Origin of the sequence: uncultured Metabacillus sp., from assembly GCF_947503125.1 — a bacterium.
Lineage (GTDB): Bacteria > Bacillota > Bacilli > Bacillales > Bacillaceae > Metabacillus.
On the sequence record NZ_CANNCR010000008.1, the window covers coordinates 1 to 22,968 of the forward strand.

24 protein-coding genes are annotated in these 22,968 nt (G+C 37.0%); all 24 read right to left on the bottom strand.

The genetic code is table 11. The features are described from left to right. Nucleotides 1-200: 200 nt before the first annotated feature. Complete coding sequence (locus Q1B07_RS08025; protein WP_299095706.1) at nt 201-806, bottom strand: DUF1405 domain-containing protein; 606 nt, start codon at nt 804-806, stop codon at nt 201-203. A 145-nt stretch (nt 807-951) separates the two neighbouring features. Then, nucleotides 952-1,719 carry a menaquinol-cytochrome c reductase cytochrome b/c subunit gene (locus tag Q1B07_RS08030; protein WP_299095704.1) on the bottom strand — a complete coding sequence of 256 codons (768 nt, stop codon included), beginning with the start codon at nt 1,717-1,719 and terminating at the stop codon, nt 952-954. A gap of 77 nt (nt 1,720-1,796) precedes the next feature. Then, entirely contained in the window at nt 1,797-2,471 is a 675-nt protein-coding gene (gene qcrB / locus Q1B07_RS08035) for a menaquinol-cytochrome c reductase cytochrome b subunit (protein WP_299095701.1), read from the bottom strand. Nucleotides 2,472-2,474: 3 nt separating this feature from the next. Next, nucleotides 2,475-2,981, bottom strand: coding sequence for a ubiquinol-cytochrome c reductase iron-sulfur subunit (locus tag Q1B07_RS08040; RefSeq protein WP_299095699.1), 507 nt, complete (start codon nt 2,979-2,981; stop codon nt 2,475-2,477). A 145-nt stretch (nt 2,982-3,126) separates the two neighbouring features. Further along, on the bottom strand, nt 3,127-3,579 hold the full coding sequence (locus tag Q1B07_RS08045) for a YpiF family protein (RefSeq protein ID WP_299088366.1): 453 nt from the start codon (nt 3,577-3,579) through the stop codon (nt 3,127-3,129). A gap of 118 nt (nt 3,580-3,697) precedes the next feature. After that, nucleotides 3,698-4,240: a ReoY family proteolytic degradation factor gene (locus Q1B07_RS08050; protein ID WP_299088364.1), complete on the bottom strand. Its 543-nt coding sequence runs from the start codon at nt 4,238-4,240 to the stop codon at nt 3,698-3,700. Between the two features lie 79 nt (nt 4,241-4,319). Next, the gene (locus Q1B07_RS08055) at nt 4,320-5,588 is read right to left on the bottom strand and encodes a tetratricopeptide repeat protein (RefSeq protein WP_299088363.1); all 1,269 of its coding nucleotides are present in this window, start codon (nt 5,586-5,588) and stop codon (nt 4,320-4,322) included. Nucleotides 5,589-5,673: 85 nt separating this feature from the next. After that, nucleotides 5,674-6,594 (bottom strand): hypothetical protein, encoded by a 921-nt coding sequence (locus Q1B07_RS08060; protein ID WP_299088361.1) that lies wholly within the window; start codon nt 6,592-6,594, stop codon nt 5,674-5,676. A gap of 196 nt (nt 6,595-6,790) precedes the next feature. Beyond that, complete coding sequence (gene aroA / locus Q1B07_RS08065) at nt 6,791-8,086, bottom strand: 3-phosphoshikimate 1-carboxyvinyltransferase (protein ID WP_299088360.1); 1,296 nt, start codon at nt 8,084-8,086, stop codon at nt 6,791-6,793. A 43-nt stretch (nt 8,087-8,129) separates the two neighbouring features. Further along, nucleotides 8,130-9,233: a prephenate dehydrogenase gene (locus tag Q1B07_RS08070; protein WP_299088359.1), complete on the bottom strand. Its 1,104-nt coding sequence runs from the start codon at nt 9,231-9,233 to the stop codon at nt 8,130-8,132. Between the two features lie 117 nt (nt 9,234-9,350). Further along, entirely contained in the window at nt 9,351-10,436 is a 1,086-nt protein-coding gene (gene hisC, locus Q1B07_RS08075) for a histidinol-phosphate transaminase (RefSeq protein WP_299088358.1), read from the bottom strand. Nucleotides 10,437-10,583: 147 nt separating this feature from the next. Further along, nucleotides 10,584-11,375 carry a tryptophan synthase subunit alpha gene (gene trpA / locus Q1B07_RS08080; protein ID WP_299088356.1) on the bottom strand — a complete coding sequence of 264 codons (792 nt, stop codon included), beginning with the start codon at nt 11,373-11,375 and terminating at the stop codon, nt 10,584-10,586. Further along, on the bottom strand, nt 11,341-12,567 hold the full coding sequence (gene trpB, locus Q1B07_RS08085) for a tryptophan synthase subunit beta (protein WP_299088354.1): 1,227 nt from the start codon (nt 12,565-12,567) through the stop codon (nt 11,341-11,343). Before trpB ends, trpA begins: the two co-directional genes overlap by 35 nt. After that, nucleotides 12,548-13,204, bottom strand: coding sequence for a phosphoribosylanthranilate isomerase (locus Q1B07_RS08090; protein ID WP_299088352.1), 657 nt, complete (start codon nt 13,202-13,204; stop codon nt 12,548-12,550). Before Q1B07_RS08090 ends, trpB begins: the two co-directional genes overlap by 20 nt. Then, nucleotides 13,197-13,961: an indole-3-glycerol phosphate synthase TrpC gene (trpC, locus tag Q1B07_RS08095; RefSeq protein ID WP_299088349.1), complete on the bottom strand. Its 765-nt coding sequence runs from the start codon at nt 13,959-13,961 to the stop codon at nt 13,197-13,199. The genes Q1B07_RS08090 and trpC overlap by 8 nt, the downstream gene beginning before the upstream one ends. Beyond that, nucleotides 13,954-14,973, bottom strand: a complete 1,020-nt coding sequence (trpD, locus tag Q1B07_RS08100; protein WP_299088347.1) for an anthranilate phosphoribosyltransferase — start codon at nt 14,971-14,973, stop codon at nt 13,954-13,956. Before trpD ends, trpC begins: the two co-directional genes overlap by 8 nt. After that, on the bottom strand, nt 14,942-16,483 hold the full coding sequence (gene trpE, locus Q1B07_RS08105) for an anthranilate synthase component I (protein WP_299088346.1): 1,542 nt from the start codon (nt 16,481-16,483) through the stop codon (nt 14,942-14,944). Before trpE ends, trpD begins: the two co-directional genes overlap by 32 nt. Nucleotides 16,484-16,876: 393 nt before the next feature. Beyond that, nucleotides 16,877-17,245, bottom strand: a complete 369-nt coding sequence (gene aroH / locus Q1B07_RS08110) for a chorismate mutase (protein WP_299088343.1) — start codon at nt 17,243-17,245, stop codon at nt 16,877-16,879. Next, nucleotides 17,242-18,336, bottom strand: a complete 1,095-nt coding sequence (gene aroB, locus Q1B07_RS08115) for a 3-dehydroquinate synthase (protein ID WP_299088341.1) — start codon at nt 18,334-18,336, stop codon at nt 17,242-17,244. The genes aroH and aroB overlap by 4 nt, the downstream gene beginning before the upstream one ends. Then, nucleotides 18,336-19,508, bottom strand: a complete 1,173-nt coding sequence (aroC, locus tag Q1B07_RS08120) for a chorismate synthase (RefSeq protein WP_299088339.1) — start codon at nt 19,506-19,508, stop codon at nt 18,336-18,338. Before aroC ends, aroB begins: the two co-directional genes overlap by 1 nt. Nucleotides 19,509-19,587: 79 nt before the next feature. Further along, complete coding sequence (locus Q1B07_RS08125) at nt 19,588-20,364, bottom strand: protein-glutamate O-methyltransferase CheR (RefSeq protein ID WP_299088338.1); 777 nt, start codon at nt 20,362-20,364, stop codon at nt 19,588-19,590. 243 nt (nt 20,365-20,607) lie between these two features. Then, nucleotides 20,608-21,054: a nucleoside-diphosphate kinase gene (gene ndk / locus Q1B07_RS08130; protein WP_299088336.1), complete on the bottom strand. Its 447-nt coding sequence runs from the start codon at nt 21,052-21,054 to the stop codon at nt 20,608-20,610. Between the two features lie 113 nt (nt 21,055-21,167). Continuing rightward, nucleotides 21,168-22,130 carry a heptaprenyl diphosphate synthase component II gene (gene hepT / locus Q1B07_RS08135; RefSeq protein WP_299088335.1) on the bottom strand — a complete coding sequence of 321 codons (963 nt, stop codon included), beginning with the start codon at nt 22,128-22,130 and terminating at the stop codon, nt 21,168-21,170. A gap of 123 nt (nt 22,131-22,253) precedes the next feature. Next, nucleotides 22,254-22,967 (bottom strand): demethylmenaquinone methyltransferase, encoded by a 714-nt coding sequence (locus Q1B07_RS08140; protein WP_299088334.1) that lies wholly within the window; start codon nt 22,965-22,967, stop codon nt 22,254-22,256. Nucleotide 22,968 lies beyond the last annotated feature (1 nt).

Below are 22,968 nucleotides of genomic sequence, written 5' to 3' on the forward strand. Positions count from 1 at the left end.
AAACCATTGGTGTGTTTGTCAAGAGCGATTGCGGCGGTCAACAAGTTCACTTCGGTGTTAATTAAAACTAAAACGTTGTTTTTTCATAGAACTTTTGACACTACCAACTTCTACTAAAAAACCTATGTCGAAATGGACAAGGATAGACCAAAATAATGAATGCGAGTGAAGTTTTTTTCAAATCCAAAAAAGCCTAGCAATTAAGAGCTAGACTGTGGCAACGATAATTTATAAGAATCTTTTTTTATTACTAAAAAATAAGCAATAAATAATGAAATAATACTCAACCAAAATGTAAAGTAACCAATTTGAGTCATATAATCCATTAAGTCACTGTACCTAGGCATCATTCCAAAAACATAATCTATCACATCATTATGTAATGTCCAAACAGCCACAACAATTATATGCCAAGTTTTAAAGCGATAATACGGTGAATATAGCAACCCTTGCACAGCCATTCCAAAATGTGATGCTATGAGCATGTAACCTTCCCAAGGTAAACTCCCATTACTTATCAAAACGAGAATGTTCATTATAACAGCCCATATGCCATATTTAAAAAGAGTGACAATGGCCAGTGCCTCAATAAGGGGAAAATTAGTTCTCAGTAAGAATCCTAGTAAAACAATAACAAAGAAAAGGCTTGCTGTCGGGCTATCTGGAACAAAAATATAAAATTGTGCAGGGGTATCAGCTAATTGAAACCTATACCAATAATACCCATATACTGTTCCTAAAAAGTTAATTAAAAACATGATAGAAAGAATAGATTTTTGCCCTAATATATGCTGTATCATTTTCATTTTTTATATACCAGTCCTAAAGATTTTTATAACTTACTAATAAGGGGTTCCTGCAATAAGAGACTCAGGATAAAGAAAACATCCTCCTTATCCTATTTATATTGCAGATCTTTACGTATAAAAAAAGCTGACAAATGTCAGCTTTTTATTTTGACTTAACACTAGAGATAAACTCTGATAATACTTTTAACTCTTCATCTGTCCCTTTAAAGACACCAGCTGGCATGGCACCTTGACCATTTTTAGCGATATCTGCAATTTTATCAGGTTCTAATCCATTATCAACAAGTGCTTTACCAGCAGCTCCGCCTTCTAAATTGTCACCATGACATGATATACAGCCTTGCTCCTGATAAAGTTTATAACCTTCTGATTCTTTATCGATATCTGCTTCAGCTTTAATCTTACCTTGTTCAGCAGCAGCTTCCCAGTCATGGGTAGCAACAGATTCCCAAGTTAAGTAAAATGTAGCAGCAATTCCTAGAAGCATCATACCGACAGCAATTGGGCGTTTAGCAGGACGACGGTGCGGTCCGCGATCTAGGAATGGGGCAAGCATTAAAGCACCAAAAGCTAGACCAGGAATAACAATTGCTCCGATAACCGTATATGGACCAGATGCATAAGAATATTTTAACAATTGGTATAAGAATAAGAAGTACCAGTCTGGCAGTGGAATATAACCAGCATCAGTAGGGTCAGCCACACGCTCAAGCGGCGATGGATGAGCTACTGTTAAACATAAAAATCCAATTAAGAAAACAGCACCTACAAGCCATTCCTTTAATAGAAAGTTTGGCCAGAATGCTTCTGTTTTCCCTGGATATTCCGAGTAGTCCTTCGGAATATTAGGCTTCTTCTCTGCAGGAATACGAGAATCACCTACAAATTTCATACCTTTTCCGCGATGCATGATTTCCCCTCCTTACTAAGGTGGTATCCGATATCAAATGTTTGTATCGTTAGTAAATTTCTTTATGAAACTAGTTCTTATAGTGGACCAGAAATACCTTGTTTACGAATCATTATAAAGTGAGCGGCCATTAATCCGAAAAGTGCAGCAGGTAAAAAGAATACATGGATTGCAAAGAAACGTGTTAGTGTTTGAGCACCTACGATTTCTGGATGGCCAGATAATAATGTTTTAACAGTTGGTCCAATTAAAGGCACGGATTCAGCAATTTGCAAAGTAACCTTTGTTGCAAACAACGCTTTCATATCCCATGGCAATAAATAACCAGTTAAACCAAGACCAAGCATTACAAAGAAAATAAGTACGCCTACGATCCAGTTTAACTCTCTCGGTTTTTTATAAGCACCTTGGAAAAATACGCGCAATGTATGTAGGAACATCATAACAATAACGAGGCTAGCTCCCCAGTGGTGCATACCACGTACAATTTGACCAAAAGCAACTTCATTTTGTAAATAAAAAACTGATTCCCAAGCATTCTTAATATCTGGTACATAATACATTGTTAAGAACATACCAGAAAGAACTTGAATAACGGTTACAAAGAATGTCAATCCGCCAAAGCAATATACAAAGGCAGAAAAATGGTGTGCTGGGTTTACGTGTTCAGGAACTTCATGGTCAGCAATATCGCGCCACATCGGCGTAATATCTAGACGTTCGTCAACCCAATCATAAATTTTGTTAAGCAATCATTACGCCTCCCCTCGTGGTTTTGCTTTACCTAAGAATAAATAGCCGTCCTTAACTGCGCTTTCATAAACATCAAGCGGAGCAATTGGCGGTGTTCCCGGAACATTTGTACCATCTTTTTCATATCGGCCATAATGACATGGACAGAAAAATTGGTTCGGGTTAGCCGGATCGTTATTCCAACCAACTGTACAGCCTAAATGTTTACAGATAGGTGATAAAGCGGTAATTTTTTCACCCTCTTTAAAAACCCAAGCTGATCTCGTTTCTTCAGATTCATACCAAGCATCTTTTTGCTTGATTTTAAAGTCAAAGCGTTGAGGTTCTTCCGTTATTTCGTCAACTTTTACAACTTGTACTAAATCTGTCTCTTCTGCTGGTCGGAGCACAGGGTCAAGTGCGAAGCGAACCATTGGCATAAGCATACCTGCAGCCATGAAACCGCCTACACCAGTAAGCGTATAGTTTAAGAATTGACGTCTAGAAACTCGATGTTTTTTCTCGCTCATCATTTTCCCCCCTCTATCTTAAGCTAAAGTCCGTTTAGGACATACGGAAATGACATATAAAACTAGGACATACTCATGATATATCAATCTTTCCATGAGGTCAATAAAATCCTGAGTTGTAATCTTGGAAATGAAAAGGTTTTTATCAATTATTCCAAGATTGTAATAAAATGTTCAAAATTTGTTCGATTTGATCTTGTAAAAGCTTTCTCATCAGTTTTTCATCCATATGTTCAAACGGGACTGCCGGCAACCAAATAAGATTTTCCTTTAGCGGTTCACTGCTTGCGTTTTTTAACACTTCATCACTAGTCAAGAAAAAAACATGTTTAAATTCCTGCTTTATTTCAGTTTTCCATTCTAGTACATTTTCAATCACATTTGTTGAATTTTTTAAATAAGAAAATGAAGGAAACAAGAAAACTCTTCCTTTTAATTGTCTCTCAAGTTCATTGCAAACATACGTGATAAACTCACCTTTTGAAACAGTTCCTTTAAATTCAGATTCTAAGGCGACAGGAATTAAAGGAATGATTGCCGTATCTACATACTCTTTTGATTGATTGTACACATCAACATCATTTAAAACCCACTTCATGTTTTCCACTCCTATCTTTAATTAACAATAGATCTATTATAATGCTTGTTCTACAAATTGTTAAACTTAAAAATGAAAGGAGCTGATAATCTTCATCAGCCCCTTTCACGAAACAGTATTATTTTTTTAGTTCTAATAATCGCTGGGTTAATCTTTGGAATTCGTCTTTGTCCTGACGGTCAAGTGCTTCATCAATTAATTGCAAAAGCTTTTCTTTTTGGAATGTTTGCAATGAGTGTTCAAGCACCTGTTCAGCAACTTCCCGATCCTTCTCATTTCCATGGAGGTGTTCCGGCATAAACGGATTTGATTCTAAAACAGCTGCGTAGTGCGGTGATTGATAAGCAGATCTAAAATTAAGTTGAATAAAAAGCTCTTCGTCTTTATTTAAACGTATATCATGGAAAGATTTTTCCGCATCTGTTGTCATCACATTTTCTTTATAAAAGCGAAAAGGAACTTCTTCAACACAATGCGTTGACATGATTATTCCCCGCGGGCAGTATTGTGCTTGTTCCACAAAGTGAACTTTTTCCATTAGGGTATCATGACTCATTAAATAATTTAAAATCCAGACACATTCTCTTCTTTTCAGTTGATAATGGTTTAAAAACCACCTGATAAAATCTTTCTTTTCGTGGACAGATACAGGGGCCACCATAGAATTCCCTCCTCTGCAGTACAGTTTATTCTTACTTTGATAATTCCACAAAATAAAAATAAAATCCTTCTTTTCTCACTTAAAACTCATCTTCTAATTGTAGCAATATCTCACCAATTTCGACATTAGAAGGATCCTGCCTTAAAATTCGTCCAAAAACTTCCTTTGCTTCCTTTCTGCGACTTTCCTCCATTAAAAAGTACCCATATTCATATAGAAAATCTCGTTGATCCTTGAAAGAATTATATGCTAGTTGATAATGGTTTAATGCCTGTGTATACTCTTCTTTTTGGTGATATGCTCGGGCTAAATTCCATTCAAATTGAGGATCTTCTTCTCCATATTTTTTACATTCACTTATGACATCAATCACATCATCAAATTCCTCTTCCTGAAGAAAGATATTAGTTAATGTAAGTGCAGCCTCTATATGACCAGGATCTATCGCAAGTGATTCCCTTAACAATTGTTTAGCATCATTCATATACCCCGATTTAATCGCCACCTTCGCGCCATACAGGTATAATTCCTTGTTGTATTCATCAAACTTAATACCCTCTTGAACGGTTTTAATACTCTCTTGTAATAGGCCTTCCTGTTCATAAGCCTTTGCTAAATATAAATATAGTGATGAATAGTGGGGATCTGCTTCTTTTAGCTTAAGAAATTGTTGAATCGCTGTTTTTGAAAATCCCCCTTGGTAAGCCGTAAATGCATATCCAAATAATGTAGTAAGATCTTCATGTTTGTCTGCTGCTTGTTTGTAATAATCTAATGCCTCTTCAAATTCCCCAATTGAACTCAAACACTCCGCTAACCGTTGATCAATAAAAACGCCTGAAAAGGAATTACTCACCATAATGATCGTTTCATAATAAGGAATTGCGTGTTTATATTGTCCCTGGTGAAAGTAAAACTCTCCTAATGCAAAATCAATGACTGGCTCATCAGGTAATAACAATTTTACCTCCTGCAATTTTTGCTCACTTACTTCTGCCAGACCTTGCATTTGGTATAAATCAGCCAATAATAACAGTGCTTGAGGATATGCCTCATCTTCTATTGGAATTTGATTTAATAATTCAATCGCTTGCTCTTCCTTTTCTAGATCTAAATATAGCTCTGCTAAAAACAACGTAATTTGGGTTTCCTCAGGATAAAGAAAATGAAGTTCTTCGATAATGTCATGTGCTTTATCAATGATTCCCCATTGAAAATACTGATCAGCAAGTTGGAGTTTTTCTTCGTCATGCAATGTCGGCAAAATATTTGCCAATAAATTTAATCCTTCTTCAGTTTCACCTTTATTTACAAGATTTATTGCTTCGTTTAGTACTTGATTAAACATAGTTCTTCCTTTCTTCTGAACAATGGTAAATACATGGTTGTTATCTTTAAAATCTATATTGTATAATGTATATCTTTATCATACATCAAAAGGATACTGATTGTGGTATGAAACGACCTGAAATCGGAATAAAACATTCTACCCCTATTCCAGGAATAAAAGAAGTTTCTCCATCTACATTCATTATTCTTCCTTGATGTACAGTTATCGTAGGATGTTGTTCTATAGCATTAATAACTGGTTTACCATCGGTATGATACCTTATTTCACCTAGTTTGTACAAATTATAGTTTACTTGGCCGCCAACGCGAATATCACCTTTTTCAGGATAAATGCCTAACCTCATCAACACATCTTTTGACAATGGTACTCCTTCTTCTAAAGGAGATACAATTGAAGAAAGGCGATGCTCTTTCATGATTCGTTCCCAATGAAGAAGTTGTTTTGGCTTTTTATTAACGAATTCATTCTTTTCCTTAAGAAAAGGAATAAGTGTAATCGGGTTTGAAAACATTGCATCTCTAATCCATCCCCATGATTTTGAGGATAGCTTGTCAGTCTCATCAATTTCAACAAAAACCACTGCTATTTGTTGTTGCTTGCATTTTCTAATCATTGAAGGAGAAAGTAATTTTAATGGAATTTTAATACCGATATAATAATCAATTGGAGAATTAATCATTTGATGTCTCTTTTGTTTTAATGTTGCACCTAATTCGTGCTCAAAATGAATATCTACAACTGTTAAAAGTGATGTACAACCTTTTTTCATGTAGTGATGAATCAAATTCTGTTTGAATTGTTGAAAATGAAGTAATGAGTGAAGAGAAAAATCAAGCATGACATATCCTGGGGTTAATAAATATGAACTCATATCCATTCGCATAAATCGAATATTATCCATTGACTGCCGCATAAACTCAATTTTGTTTTTATTAATTAATATAGAGGTTTTTTCTAATCCATTTGCCTTTACAATTGTTGCGTTGTCTATAATATACCTCATCAGACACCCCACCTTCCATCCTCTTAAGACAAGCTATGAAAAAAGGGGCATATTTATTACAATCATTGGAGATTTTTTTATAAGAAGTAAGGGAAGTGTTATAAAGAAAGAGACAGCTTATCTATTTGAAAATCATAACGATTCATAAAATAAATAAAGCTATTCTCTTTCTTTGTAAGTAAAAAAGAATGTACGATTATTTTGTTAACAAGGATAGATGCTCAAAAAACGATGGATATGATACACCAATCGCATTAGCATCATGTAATTCAATTGGTTCATCAGTAATACATGAAGCAATCGCAAGCATCATACCTATTCGATGGTCACCATGACTAGAAACAGCTGCATTACCTGTTAATTTGGTTTTACCGGTTATCACCATACCATCATCCGTTGCTTTAATCGTTGCTCCTATTTTTGATAATTCACCGACTACAGTATCGATTCGATTCGTTTCCTTCACTTTTAACTCACTTGCGTCCTTAATGATCGTCTCACCTTCTGCTTGTGTAGCTAGTAAGGCAATGACCGGGATCTCATCAATTAATTTAGGAATTAAATCACCGCTGATCGTTGTTCCCTTTAAAGTGGACGTTTTTATCAAAATATCTGCAATTGGTTCAAACGTCTGATCTTGTTGCGGAATAATTTCAATGGTTGCACCCATCATTTTTAATACATCAAGTATTCCTGTTCTTGTAGGATTAATTCCAACATTTTTTAGGAGAATTTCACTATTTGGTACGATTGCCCCTGCCACAAGGAAAAAAGCAGCAGATGAAATATCACCAGGGACAAAGATATTAGTCGCTTTTAAGCTTTGTCCTCCCTTTACTGTTGCTGATCTTTCATCTTCATTAACTTCTACACCAAACGCTCTAAGCATACGCTCTGTATGGTCTCGTGATTTGTGTGGCTCTGTTACCGTTGTTTCTTCTAGGTTTGTCTGTAAGCCTGCCAAAAGGACTGCTGACTTAACCTGTGCACTTGCAACAGGTGATTCATAATGAATACCCTTTAAACTCGTACCGCGGATTGCTAAAGGCGTATATTGGCCATCTTCTCTCCCATCAATTTTTGCACCCATCATTCTTAATGGTTTTGTTACACGTGACATAGGTCTTCTCGCTATAGACTCATCCCCAATAATGCATGAATGGAAATTTGTCCCTGCCAAAATCCCCATCATTAATCGGGTAGTGGTACCTGAGTTTCCTACGTCTAAAATCTCAGAAGGTTCTTTTAATCCTTCCAAGCCTTTCCCTTCTACTGTTACAAGTCCTTCCTGAATGTCGATTGATACACCCATTTTACGGAAACATGAGACAGTGCTGAGACAATCAGCGCCCATTAAGAAATTTGTAATTTCGGTTTTTCCATTTGCCATAGCACCAAACATGACAGCTCGGTGTGAGATTGATTTATCTCCTGGTACTTCAATCGTACCTGCTAAGCTAGTAACCTTTGATAACTTTAATACATCTGTCATTTACTCCACCTCTATTTATTACATATCAACTAAGACCGCAAATTCAAATGATAAATGTATCATAATTTGAATATTTATTAATGCAGTCTATTGCCCGTTCTCGATCACGTTCTGTTTGGAAGCTGAGCCTTAATACACCATATATCTCTTCTCGCGTTTCAATGATTCGTATATTGGTTAAACTAATCTCTTCCTTCGCTAAATATCCAGTAATTTCAGAAATAATACCCGGATAGTCAGGTACATCAACAAATAAATCATAAAACGACGGGATAGCACCTTTTTGTTTTTCCGGCAAACCGTCACGATATTGCTTTGCATGTTCAAAATATGAATACAGTTGATCCGCTTCTTCATTTGCAACAAGACTTTTTACACGGTTCATCTCGGCAATCCACTCATCAAAAAGTTCTAACAATGGCCTTTTGTTTTGTAATAAGATGTCTCGCCACATTGCTGGGTTACTAGAAGCTATTCTCGTTATATCACGGAATCCGCCAGCTGCTAGTCTTTTTACTAGAGGAAATTCTTCTTCATGGTATTCTGCTTGGCATACCAAGCTTGCGGCAACAATATGCGGAAAATGGCTGATTATCCCTGTTACCTTATCATGTTCTTCAGGAGTCATTTCTATGAAATTTGCTTTTGTCCCCTCAAGAACATCGGTTAAACGAGCGAGGTCTTGCGGAGTTACATATTCAGACGGAGTTAATATGTAAAAAGCATTTTCAAACAAATGGGGTTTTGCGGCTAAAATTCCCGACTTATGTGAACCAGCCATTGGATGGCCGCCGATGAATTTAATTCTACCATTTAGATACTTGTTTGCACATTCTACGATCTGAGCTTTTGTACTGCCAACATCGGTAATAATTACGCCTTGCTTCAATTCAGCGGAATGCAGCTGCTCAATGATTTTGATCGTTTGCTCAACCGGTGTAGAAATAAAAATGATATCAACATCCGTTAAATCCGGAATAAGCGCAGCTGAAATTTCGTCAATTGCTCCAATTTTTTTGGCAAGTGAAGCTTGGTCTTCATTTATATCAAACCCAATGATATGAATAGCAGGGTTTTTTCGTTTAATAGCTAATGCAATAGACCCTCCTATTAAACCAAGTCCTATTAAATAAATTTTTTTCACCATCAAAATCACCTTTTTTGCCTATCAATCTAAGAGGCTATTCATCGAATAAGTACGGGTTAAAAAGTTTTGGGGTCTGACCCTGGATTGAGACAGCCCCTTAAAATGAACAATAGGAAATTAATTAAGAACAAATTCCTTTAAAATCTCAATGATTTCTGCATTTTGCTCTTCAGATCCCACAGTTATGCGTAAATGGGTTGGAAATCCTAATGCATTACCGGACCGAACTATATATCCTTTTTTAAGCAGTGCGCCAAACACTTCATCCGAATCACGTTTAAAGTCAATCAGGATAAAATTCCCTTCCGATGGATAATAATCAAGGTCCTGTTCTTCACAAAATTTGTAGAACTGTTGCAGCCCTTTTTTGTTTTTTTCCTTACATTTAGAAATAAAATCAAAATCATCTAGTGCGGCAATTGCAGCAGCTTGTGCAACACGGCTTGTATTAAATGGTTCTCTTGCCGGTTCTATTTTTCGAATCAAGTCAGCATTGCCAATTCCATAACCGATACGTAATGCAGCTAATCCATATGCTTTTGAAAATGTGCGCAAAATCATTACATTTGAATAATCCTTTAACAATGGCACAGTTTCCGGATAATCTTCAGCAGCTACATACTCATAGTAAGCCTCATCAACGACAACCAGCACATGTTTTGGTACCTTATCTAAAAATTCAAGCAGAGCTTGTTTTTTTACATATGTACCAGTCGGGTTATTTGGCGTACATACCCATGTCACTGTAGTGTTTTCGTCAATATGATTAAGCATTGCATCAAGGTCATGATCACCATCTACCAGTGGAACTTCACGAATTTCTGTTCCCTCGATTATGGCATTATGCTTATATTGAGGAAATGTCGGTGTTGCCATAACCGTATTCGTTTCTGGGCTTAATAAAGCTCGACAAATAATTTGCACAACTTCATCTGACCCATTCCCAAAAATTAATTCATCCTCATTAACGCCTAAATGATTAGCTACCTTTGTACGTAGAAGGGCACTGTATCCGTCAGGATAAATCGCTAACTGATCAAGTTCATCGAGTATCGCTTGTTTTGCCTTCTGTGAGCATCCGTACGGATTTTCATTAGATGCTAGTTTTACTACCTTTGTTAAATTGAACTCCTTTTTTACTTCCTCAATCGGTTTTCCTGGTTGATATGGTTTTAAACTTAGTAACTGCTTTTTTACTTGCAATGCCTAACACCTCTCCTACTTTACATGAAACTTGAGATCAGAGGGGTTAACTCCCTCTGACCATGCTGATTCTTATCTTAATGAGAAACTTTGGATAATGCAATAAAATCATAAAAATAGACTTTTTGAATTTTCATTTCTTTCGTTTTATGATGCGAATATTTTAGCGTATTCTCTGAATTCATCAATTGCCTTACTTCGAGTTGTGTCGTCTGTTAATTCCTGCTGCAATCGTTCGATCTCTCTCACTAATGCACTTCCTACGACAACACCATCACAAATAGTTGCCAGTTCCTTTACCTGTTCTCTTGTGGAAACTCCGAAACCTACAACAACAGGCACATGGCTGTATTGTTTTACTTCTTCTAAGAATGACGTTATCGCACGATCAAAGTTGTTTCTGACCCCTGTAACACCTAAAGAAGATACGCAATAAATAAAGCCTTCTGCATTTTCCGTTATCATTTTTATTCTGCTTGATGAGGTTGGAGCAACAAGTTGAATAAATGAAATAGAATGCTCTTTACATTTTTGGCGAAGTTCTTCACTTTCTTCAAAAGGTATATCAGGTACGAGTAAACCATCAATGGTATTTTCTCGCAGTAAAGCGAAAAAGGATTCCTGTTCTAATTGTAACACAGGATTGTAATACGTAAATAGAATAATCGGAATATTTACTCCCTTTTTTCTCATTTCAGGAACAAGCTTAATTGCTTTTACGATATTCATCCCGTTCTTTAATGCTCTTGTAGAAGCCTTCTGAATAACTGGACCATCAGCAACCGGATCCGAATAAGGGATTCCCAACTCAATTGCTGCCGCTCCTGCTTCTTGCAGTGCAACGGCTAAATCAATTGTCGCTTCACTATGAGGGTCACCAGCAGTAATAAACGGAATAAATAGTTTATTTTGCAGTGGCTGCTTGAAGAGTGTTTTCATGCTTTTTCTCCTCCTTATAATGATTCATTAAGGTGTGGACATCTTTATCTCCTCTGCCTGATAGACAAATAAGAATGCTTTCATGAGGTGCCATTTGTTTTGCATGTTTAAAAGCAGATGATAGGGCGTGTGCCGATTCAATCGCTGCAAGGATGCCTTCTTCTTTTGCCAGTAATTCAAGAGCTTGTAATGCCTCTTTGTCTGTTATACTTTCATATTTCACTCTACCCGTGCTTGCAAGATGAGCATGCTCAGGTCCGATACCAGGATAATCTAAACCTGCTGAAATTGAATAAGGTTCGATAACTTGTCCATATTCGTCTTGTAATAAATAAGTTAACGATCCGTGTAGAACACCCTTCGTACCTTTCGTAATGGTTGCAGCATGCATGTCAGTTTCAACTCCCATGCCGGCTGCTTCTGCTGCGACAAGTTCAACCTTTTCATCTAAGAAAGCAGCAAACATCCCGATTGCATTACTTCCACCGCCAACACATGCCACTACTTTTGATGGATGCTCACCTTCTAAATCGAGAAATTGCTGTTTCGCTTCGTCACCGATAACACGCTGAAACTCTCGTACAATGTAAGGGTATGGATGCGGACCAACGACAGAGCCAATAATATAAAAATGGTCTTCACAATGTTGAACCCAATACCGCATTGCCTCATTTGTCGCATCCTTTAATGTCTTATTACCACTAGTAACAGGAATAACTTCTGCTCCGAGCAGCTGCATGCGGAAAACATTTAATTGTTGACGTTTCACATCTTCTTCTCCCATAAACACTTTACATTCCATCCCGAACTTTGCTGCCACCGTTGCCGTTGCAACTCCATGCTGTCCTGCACCTGTTTCAGCAATAACCTTTGTTTTGCCCATTCTTTTTGCGAGCAGTGCTTGACCAATTGCGTTATTAATTTTATGTGCACCTGTATGATTTAAATCCTCTCTTTTAAGATAGATTTTTGCACCGCCAAGTTTTTCTGTCACATTCCTTGCATACGTAACGGTTGTCGGTCTGCCAGAGTATTCCTTTAATAAATAATGATACTCCTCTAAAAATGCCGGATCTCTCATTGCTTCAATATGGGCTTGCTCTATTTCAGCTAATGGGCTCATTAATGTTTCAGGTACGAATCGCCCGCCAAAATCACCGTATCTTCCATTTTTATCTGGATAAATTGACATACTTTAACACCCTTTCTTCAACTTGCTTGATCTTATCCTTGCTTTTTTGTTCATCAACTTCAATACCGCTAGATAGATCTATCCCTTGTGGGTTATAGGTTAATAGCTTTTCTATATTATTCTCATTGACTCCGCCGGCAATAAAACAAAGCTTGTTATTAGTCTTAGTGAACGTTATATAGTGTGGAACTGCTGACCAGTCAAAGCTTACACCAGTACCACCCCACTGACCTTTCAACCTGGAATCAATAATAAATCCATCAACAATGTCTTGATATTCCTTCATCTCCTCCAAGGTTTTTGGATGATGATGAAGCGCCTTCCACACTGTACCTTTAAATGTATCTCTTACTTTCTTAATCTCTTCAACTGACTCATTACCATGAAATTGAATAACATCAATCGGAACTTCTGTGAGTACTTGATTGATTTCTGCTTCAGATGGATTTACAAATACCGCAACTAGTTTTTTCCCTGAAAGATTCATTTCACTAATCCAGGCCTTTACTGCTTTAGGATCTACTTTTCGTTTGCTCTCAGCAAAAATAAATCCAATATAATCAGCTTTTGATTGGGAAACAAGTTTTAAATCCTTTAAAGAACGCACTCCGCAAAATTTCAATAACGGTTTAGACATTGATTTCTTCTCCAAATAATTCTTTAATCGCTAATGTCTGATCATCTTTTCTCATAAGCGATTCTCCAACTAACAATGCCTTTGCCCCAAATTGCTTAACAAGATCAATATCATCTTTAGTATAAATGCCGCTCTCACTAACAAGCAATGTATCTTTAGGAATGATTGATACCATATGTTCCAACTGGTCAATATTCGTTTCGAACGTTTTTAAATTACGATTATTGACGCCTAAGATTTTCGGAGTGATAACACTTAATACTTGCTCAAGCGTTTGACTGTCGTGAACCTCTACAAGTATATCTAATTGTAGTTCTGACGCATATTGATAAAGCTCTTTTAATAATGACGGTTCAAGTGCTTCACCAATCAATAAAACTGCATCAGCACCAATCCGTTTTGCTTCATCCACCTGAATAGAATCAATGATAAAGTCTTTTCTTAATATTGGCAGGTTTACAGCTTTTTTTACCGCTGTTAAATATTCTCGTGCTCCTTGAAAGTAGGGAGCATCTGTTAAAACGGATAAACAGTCTGCCCCACCTTTTTCATAGGCCAAAGCAATCTCAACCGGGTGAAAATTCTCCTTTATTAATCCTTTTGAAGGTGATGCCTTCTTTACTTCAGCTATAAGAGCTAGTTCCCGTTTAGGGTTCTTTAGCGCTTGATAAAATGAACGATGAGGCAGCTTCTCATCATCTGGTAAGATAAGATTTTTGATTTCTTCCTTTTTGGTTTCAATGATTTTATCAAGCATAATGTTCCTCCCTTTGATGGCGCAATGTTTTTAATTGCTGAAGTGCAAGACCGCCCCGAATCGCTTCCTTTGCAAAAATGACCCCATCGGCTATTGATGGTACATAGTTTGCTACATATAAAGCAGCAGCTGCATTGACCGCCACAATATTCTCGGCACTTTTTGGTCCGGTGCCCCTAAAAATCGCTTCGATCAGCTCCGCACTTTCCTTAGCATTATTCACCTTTAATTCTTCTATATCTCCAATAAATAACCCAACATCATTTGGGTGTAAAACATATCTAGTGATTTCACCGTTCTTAAGTTCTACAACATCTGTTTCAGCTGAAATAGAGATTTCGTCAAGTCCATCACGTCCAGTCACAAGTAAGACATGCTCAGAACCTAGACGCTTTAATGCTTCAGCCATTTTCTCAGCATATTCCGTAGAAAATACACCAATTACCTGCCTTTTAGCATTAGCAGGATTAGCTAACGGTCCTAGCAAGTTAAAGACTGTTCTAAATCCGATTTCTTTTCTTGGATTCACAGCATGTTTCATCGAAGAGTGGAACATTGGTGCAAATAAGAAGCTCATGTTTTGATCATTTAGGCTTTTAATGGCTTCTTCATGAGATGTTTGGATATTAATTCCCAATGTTTCAAGAACATCCGCACTACCGCTCTTAGACGAAAATGCGCGGTTTCCATGTTTCGCAACCTTTACTTTTAAAGCTGAGACAACGATTGCTGCAGCTGTTGAAATATTAAATGTTGAGGCGCCGTCTCCACCAGTACCACATGTATCTATCACATCATTGTCATAGTAGATCGATGTCATATGGTTTTTCATCGATTTTGTAAACCCGACGATTTCATCGACAGTCTCACCTCTAAGTCTCAAAATGGAAACGAGGCTGGCAATTTGACTTGGTGTAGCATCACCTGCCATGATTGAATTCATTACTTCTTCAGCCTGTGTTTCCGACAATGTTTTTCCTTCAATACATTTTGCTAGCAGCTCTCTCATCATGCATGACCTCCTCATTAAACACCTTTTCAGCTAATTGGATTGCTTTTAACATAGCACTTGCTTTATTACAAGTTTCCTTCCATTCAAGCTCAGGAACACTGTCAACAACTATTCCTGCTCCAGCTTGTACATAAGCAGTGTTATTTTTTACAGTTATCGTTCGTATTGTTATACAGGAATCAATATTCCCATCAAAACCAACGTAGGCAACACAGCCTGCATAGCTTCCTCTTGCAGTAGGTTCCAATTCCTGAATAATTTGCATTGCCCGAATTTTTGGAGCACCTGAAACAGTACCTGCCGGGAAAGAAGAAAGCAATGCATCTATTGGGTGAACATCATCTCTTAATGTTGCTGTTACTTTTGATATTAGGTGCATGACATGGGAAAAGCGTCCAACTTCCATTAATGTTGGTGTCGTTACCGAACCGTATTCTGCGACTCTTCCAAGGTCATTACGAGCAAGGTCAACCAGCATATAATGTTCCGCTTTTTCTTTTTCATCATTTTTTAATTCCTCTTCAAAATATTGATCTTCTTCAAATGTTTTGCCGCGTCTTCGTGTCCCTGCTATTGGATGAATTTCAAGATGTTTATTTTGAATATAAATTAACCGTTCAGGCGAGCTGCCGACTAGCTCTGTATCGTTAAAGCGAATATAAAATAAATAAGGAGATGGATTCACAATTCGTAAGATCCGATAAAGAGAAAAGCCGTCTGTTGAAATAGGAATCTCAAACCGTTGTGATAAAACGCCTTGAAAAATGTCACCAGCACGGATGTATTCCTTCACCTTTTCGACATCTTCTAAAAACTTGCTCTTCTCATAATTTGATTTGATTTCATCAAAATTTACATCAAATTGATCTGAAACAGGTAATGGCAAATGCTCAGGCTGTTCCTTCTGCTTTAGCTTGCTAATATACTTATTCATTTTTGCTTCAGCGAGCTGAAAAGCTGCCTGGAGATGTACTTCATCTTCATCACCATTTACCCGCTCATAATGGATGAAATAGAGCTTCTTCTCATGATGATCAAATGCGATCACGGTTTCACATACAAAAAACATACAATTTTGCTGTTTTAGGTCATCAGTTTCATGCTTTTCAACCTTTTCCAAAATTGATACCGTATCATAGCCGATATAGCCTACAGCACCACCGACAAATGGAATATCTAATTCCGGTAATTTAATAGCCAAATGGTTTTGAAGATGTTCAAATGTTTTTGTTAGAGATGTTGATTTCGATAACGTTTTTCTCTGTTCATTTAAAATTGAAAATTCTCCATGGTTTTCTTCAACAAATAAAAACGGGTTTAATCCAATAAATGAATAGCGTGACCAGCTTGATTCAGCATCCTTGCTCTCTAACAAGTAAACAGCCTCATCCTTAAAAAGCTGAAACAATTGGATGGGTGTAAATGTATCAACGATATATTGCTTTACAATGGGGATTGTTCGATAATGTTTGCTATCTTCACAGAAAGCAGAATAAGAAGAAATTTTCAAGGTTACTCACTCCTCCAATCAATATGGAGAATGAGCATTTAGGAGGTTATAAAATTGAAGATGTTCAGCACTATGTCAATTCTTTCCATCTATACATCAAATCAACGTTTTTTGTGGTCATTCATAATAAAAAATATGACAAAACGATTAGAAGAAAGAAAAACCCAAAAACCAGCTCGATTTTTGGGTAGACTTGTGCCGTGAAAAATAAAACCTCAGCTAAACTAACTCATTCTCTGCTACCCTATACTAAACTACTCAACTCTTCTACTAACAATCTTCCTTATTATGTTATTATAGTACACTAATAAATGTCAAGTTCAATGTGAGATTGTTCAGAATCTTCCCACTTATTCATTGCCTGTTATTTTTCTTTACTTACAGAGAGGTTTTTTATTTAGTAATTGATAGATCAGGTCTAAGCTTTACAGCTTCTTCCAAATATACATGATTTATATTCTCTTGTTTTTCACTTGTTTCAACTGTCATCATAATCCTGATACACTTTGGTAAGCTATTAGGAACAGGAATTTCCTGCATACACATGACTGGTACGTATTTCCATCCTTCAAGTGATCTAAGCGCTTTTGCAGGAAATGTTGCTGTAAGATCCTCTGTTACCGTCATAATAACCTGTGCAACATTTTCTGGCTCGATTTTATTTTTTTGAATCATTTCGTGAATTAACTCTTCAGTAGCTTTTAACATAACGGTTTCTTCGTTTTCGTTTACAGTTGTTGCTCCGCGAATTCCCCTAATCAACCCTTGTCACCTCGTTTTTCCTCTCTCCACTCATTAAGCAGAGAATACAGCTCACCTTCAGAAAATATCTCAGAAGTTGTTACACCGATTTCCTTTAGTAAGATCATTGTCAATTGATTTGATTTTGTCTTTTTATCTTTTTTCATTTTGTTTATCAATTGCTCAGTAGTTTGCGATTCAGGAACTTCTATTGGAAAACCAATTTCTTTAAACCATGAAGATAATTCTTCATACGGAAGAGATGCACCAAGGGTTTTATTGCTTAACCACGTAGCAAACAGCATTCCGATTGCCACACAATCTCCATGTGAAAGCTTACCATAGCCTGCCTCAGCTTCTATAGCATGACCAAGTGTGTGTCCAAAGTTTAAAATCGCACGAAGTCCTAATTCCTTTTCATCTTTAGATACAACATCTGCTTTTATTTGAATGCCTTCAAGAATCATCTTTTGCAGCTTTTCGGTTGTAATGTCATCTAAACGCCTTACTTCAGTAAACAAAAAATGAAAGAGCGGTTCACTTCGAATGAGGGAATGCTTGATCACCTCAGCAAATCCAGATCTCATTTCGCTTTCTGGAAGGCTTTGTAAAAAGCTGCTGTCGTAAACAACTGCTTTTGGCTGATAAAAAGCTCCGATCATATTTTTCCCTTCAGGGTGATTGATCGCCACTTTACCACCTACAGCACTATCATGAGCTAAAAGTGTAGTTGGTACTTGTATAAAAGGGACACCCCTCATATAAGTGGCAGCAACAAAACCAGTTAAGTCGCCAACCACTCCTCCGCCAAAAGCGATGATCACAGATTTTCGATCGAGTTCCTGTTTTAAAGCATAGGAATGAAGCTCATAAAACATCTCAAATGATTTTGCTGCTTCACCGCTTTTGATCACATACTTGTAAGTCGCCCATTCACGGCCAATATGGTCTTCGAGCACATTTTCGTAAAGTGCATCGACATTTGTGTCGGTTATAATCAAAACTTTAGACGGATTAAGGTTTCTTAAAAGATTGGGCAGTTCCTTGATTGCGCCATTGCCAACAATAACCGGATATGTTTCATCAGTCGTGTTGATCAAAATAGATTCCATTAGAATTCCCTCGTATGTTCACGCATTTTTTTGATATTTTCTTTAATTAGATCCATTCGATCAACACCAAACTGCTCGACAATGGCATTGGCAATTTCCCATGCTACAACGGCTTCTGCCACAACACTTGCCGCAGGAACTGCACAACTATCAGAACGTTCAATACTTGCTGTGAATGGTTCCTTTGTATCAATATCTACACTTTGCAATGGCTTATACAATGTTGGGATTGGTTTCATTACACCTCTTACAACAACTGGCATACCTGTTGTCATACCACCCTCAAAGCCGCCTAAACGATTTGTTTTACGTGTGTAGCCTGATTCTTCTGACCATATAATCTCATCATGCACTTGGCTGCCAAATTTGCGGGCAGCTTCAAAACCGATGCCAAATTCTACCCCCTTGAAGGCATTAATACTGACAATTGCACCAGCAATCTTACTATCAAGCTTACGGTCATAATGTACATAGCTGCCGATACCTGCAGGCAGACCTTCGACAACAACCTCAACGATCCCTCCGATTGAGTCGCCATTTGCTTTTGCCTGATCAATAGCTTCCATCATTTTTGTTTCAGCTTGACGATCATAGCATCTTACCGGAGATTCTTCTGTAACAGCTAATAGATCGTCAATATCACGATATTCCGTATTTTCTGCTCTTACACCTCCAATTTCCAGGACATGTCCAACAACTTTTATATCTAATTCAGATAAAAGTTGTTTTGCTAAAGAGCCAACAGCAACTCGAACAGTTGTTTCACGTGCTGACGAACGTTCAAGTACGTTTCTCATATCACGATGGCCATATTTCATCGCACCTACTAAGTCAGCATGTCCAGGTCGAGGGCGGGTAATTTGACGCTTAACCTCTTGCTCTTCTTCAGAAGTAATCGGCTCTGCCCCCATTATTTTTGTCCAATGCTTCCAATCCCTGTTTTCCACTACCATGGCAATTGGCGAACCTAATGCTTTACCATGTCTTACTCCGCCTAATAGTTGAACTTGATCCTTTTCAATCTGCATTCTTCGACCACGGCCATATCCTTTTTGTCTTCTTGCCAAATCCTTATTTATATCTTCTGCCGTTAAATTTAATCCAGACGGAACACCTTCAACAATTGCCGTTAATTGAGGTCCGTGAGATTCTCCAGCTGTTAAATACCTCATATCGTTCTCTCTCCCTTCAACGCACTAACGCTTTTAAGTACAAATATATCATACCTATCATGAAAAAAATAGCAGATTTTTAACACTTTTGATAAAAAAACGTATCCACAGACGAAAGTTGATAACGCTCTGCGTGAAAAATTTGCTCGGTACTGCCAACAAAAAAAATTCCTCCACGCTTTAAAGCATTGCTAAATTTTCTAAATAGAATTTCTTTTGCTTCTTCCGTAAAATAAATTAATACATTGCGGCACACAATTAAATCAAATTGTTTGTCAAATGAATCGGCTAAAAGATTTTGCCTTTTAAATTGGACAGAATTTATGATTTGATCACTAATTTTATATTTTGTCCCTTCTTGTTTAAAAAATTTTCTTTTCATTTCGTTAGGAACTTCATTTAGCGACCGTTCAGGGTAAATTCCAAGCTTGGCTCTTGCAAGGACATTTTTATCAATATCTGTTGCTACTATTTTCACACTTGAAAGTGGTACGATTTTCGACAAAATCATCGCAATGGTATAAGGCTCTTCACCTGTAGAACAAGCAGCACTCCATATTTTTAAGCGGCTATTTTTTTCTAACAGGCGAGGAAGTATTTTTTCTTCGAGCACTTGCCAACGTTTAAAATTCCGATAAAACTCAGAGACATTAATTGTCATCCGGTCCAAAAATTCATAATATAATTCATTCTCCTTACTTATTCCGTTATAAAAATCTCGAAAAGATGTAAAGCCCTTTTTCTCATACAAAGATATTAACCGTCTCTTCATTTGAGCTTCCTTGTAGAGGGATAAATCGATTCCAGATTTTTGTTTTATTTTGCCTATAAACTGTTCATAATCATGATCAACCATTGATAACTCTCCTACCATATAACAATCCGATAATCACTCTAGAATAATTTATAGTATATCTTAATTTTGCAAGAATTTGCGCAATTTTTAAAAAGAAATTAAATTCTTGATTTTTCAAATAAGAAAAGCGCAACACCCTGGAGGGGCTAGGCGCTCGCTGGAGATGGATGTCAAAGCGCTATCCACAGTCCAAGAATTTTTTAATTTCGCTAAGCAATAAAAAAAGCTAGCAAATGCCAGCTCTTAGTATATCCAACCATTTATTAATTTGTCATATTCAACAAGCTCATTTTCATTAAAAAACAGCGCTATTTCTCGGGCTGCGCTTTCAATAGAGTCAGACCCATGAATAATATTCTTGCTCACAAACATACTGTAATCACCGCGGATTGTTCCTGGTTCAGCATCTTTAGGATTTGTTTTACCCATCATTTTACGAGTTAATTCAACTGCATTCTCACCCTGCCAAACCATAGCAAAAACAGGTCCAGAGGTAATAAAGCTTACTAGATCTTCATAGAAAGGTTTTCCCTTATGCTCTCCATAGTGCTTCTCGGCTAGTTCAACTGGAATTATCATCAATTTTGCACCAACCAGCTGCAAACCCTTTCTTTCAAATCTACTAACAATTTCACCGATGAGCTGACGTTGAACACCATCAGGTTTCACCATTAAAAATGTTTTTTCCATATTATATTCTCCATCCCTTTGATTTTTATGTATAGGCTTTCACAACCCCAAGAAAATGATAACATGTATAAAAGGGATTATCAATAAAAGGATGGAGAAAAATGCTGAGACAATTAAAATTTTCTTTTTCCAATATACTTTGCAATGCTATAAAGTGTTGATCTAGCACGATTTTTTGGTAAAGTCTCAAGAATCGCAAACGCTTTTTGAAGATATTTATCACTTACACTTGCAGATCTTTTTATAACATCCGATTCTAAAATTCTTTTTATTAACGATTGTATTTCATCAGGTCTGGTTTCATTTGTTATCTTTTCAATTTCTGCTTTCATAGATGGATCCTGCAATCCAAATAAAACAGGGAGAGTAATATTTCCTTGGAGAAGATCACTGCCAACCGGCTTTCCCAATTCTTTTTCAGTTGAAGTGAAATCAAGAATATCATCTGTTATCTGAAAGGACATCCCAACATAATAACCAAACCAATAGAGTTTTTTATGTATTTCTTCAGAGGCGCCTGTTGAAATGGCACCTAATTGACAGCTCACTGCAATTAATAAAGCTGTCTTTCTTTTTATTCGTTTTAAGTATGTTCGCAATGATTGATCATATCGGTATTTATCTTTAATTTGTTCTATCTCGCCTAAGCAAACTTCTACAATGGTTCGGGATAAAATCTGATGGGCTAAAGGATCATCAATATTTGTGATGACCTCTAAGGACCTGGCTAACAAGTAATCTCCAGTATACATCGCAATACGATTATCCCATTTCGATTTAACAGTCGGCTTCCCTCTGCGAAGCTCTGCATCATCAATAACATCATCATGAACAAGTGATGCCATGTGAATCGTTTCCAGAGCAACTGCAACATATTTAACCCGCTGAATATCATAGTTTCCAAACATAGAAGAAAGAAGGACAAAAACTGGCCTAATTCGCTTACCTCCTGCCTGAAGAAGCTCTAAATTCGCTTCTCTAAGTAAAGGATGCTGGGAAATAGCTGTTTTTTCAAGCTCTTGTTCAATTATTGTAAGGTCTGTATTCAAAAACGAATACAATGCTTTAAATTTCATACTCTTCACCTAAATACATCTTATTGTTAACATGTTAACCATTTTTTTGAAAAATCGGCAGGAAGATCAGGCCAGATTTATTGAAGGAACAAAAGCGCAAGACGCTAAGCATTCGGAGACTGACTATAATTTATTCGGCTTAACCCCTAAATGCATAGCTGCAACGCCACCTGTAAATGGCTTAATTTGGATTTGGTCAAAGCCTGCTTCCTTAAACATTTGAGCAAGCTCTTCCATCCCTGGAAACTCACGAGCAGATTCCTGTAACCATGAATACTCCTTATAACTCTTTGCAAAGATCTTTCCAAATAAAGGCATTATGTAACGGAAATAAAAAAAGTAACCTTGCTTAAACAGCGGTGCTGTAGGTTGCGAGGTTTCTAAACATACCGCCTTGCCGCCTGGTTTCAATACACGATTCATTTCTTTTAATACCTGCATATAATCAGGGACATTTCTCAAGCCAAAGCCAATGGTCACAAAATCAAAAGTTTGATCCTCAAATGGAAGGTTCATTGCATTTCCATGTACTAATTCAACGTTTGATAACCCAAGCTCATCTACTTTTTGCTTGCCGACTTTAAGCATATTTTTACTAAAATCAACCCCGATAACATGTCCATTAGGACCAACCTCATCAGCCAGAGCAATGCTCCAATCAGCAGTTCCACAGCATACATCAAGCGCTTTTTGTCCCGGCTTAACTTGCATCCGTCTCATTGTTTCTTTTCTCCACGCTTTATGACGTTGAAAGCTGATTACTGAATTCATTTGGTCATAGTTTTTATAAATTTTTTCAAATACTCCATGGACTCTTTCTTCTTTTGATTGATCCATT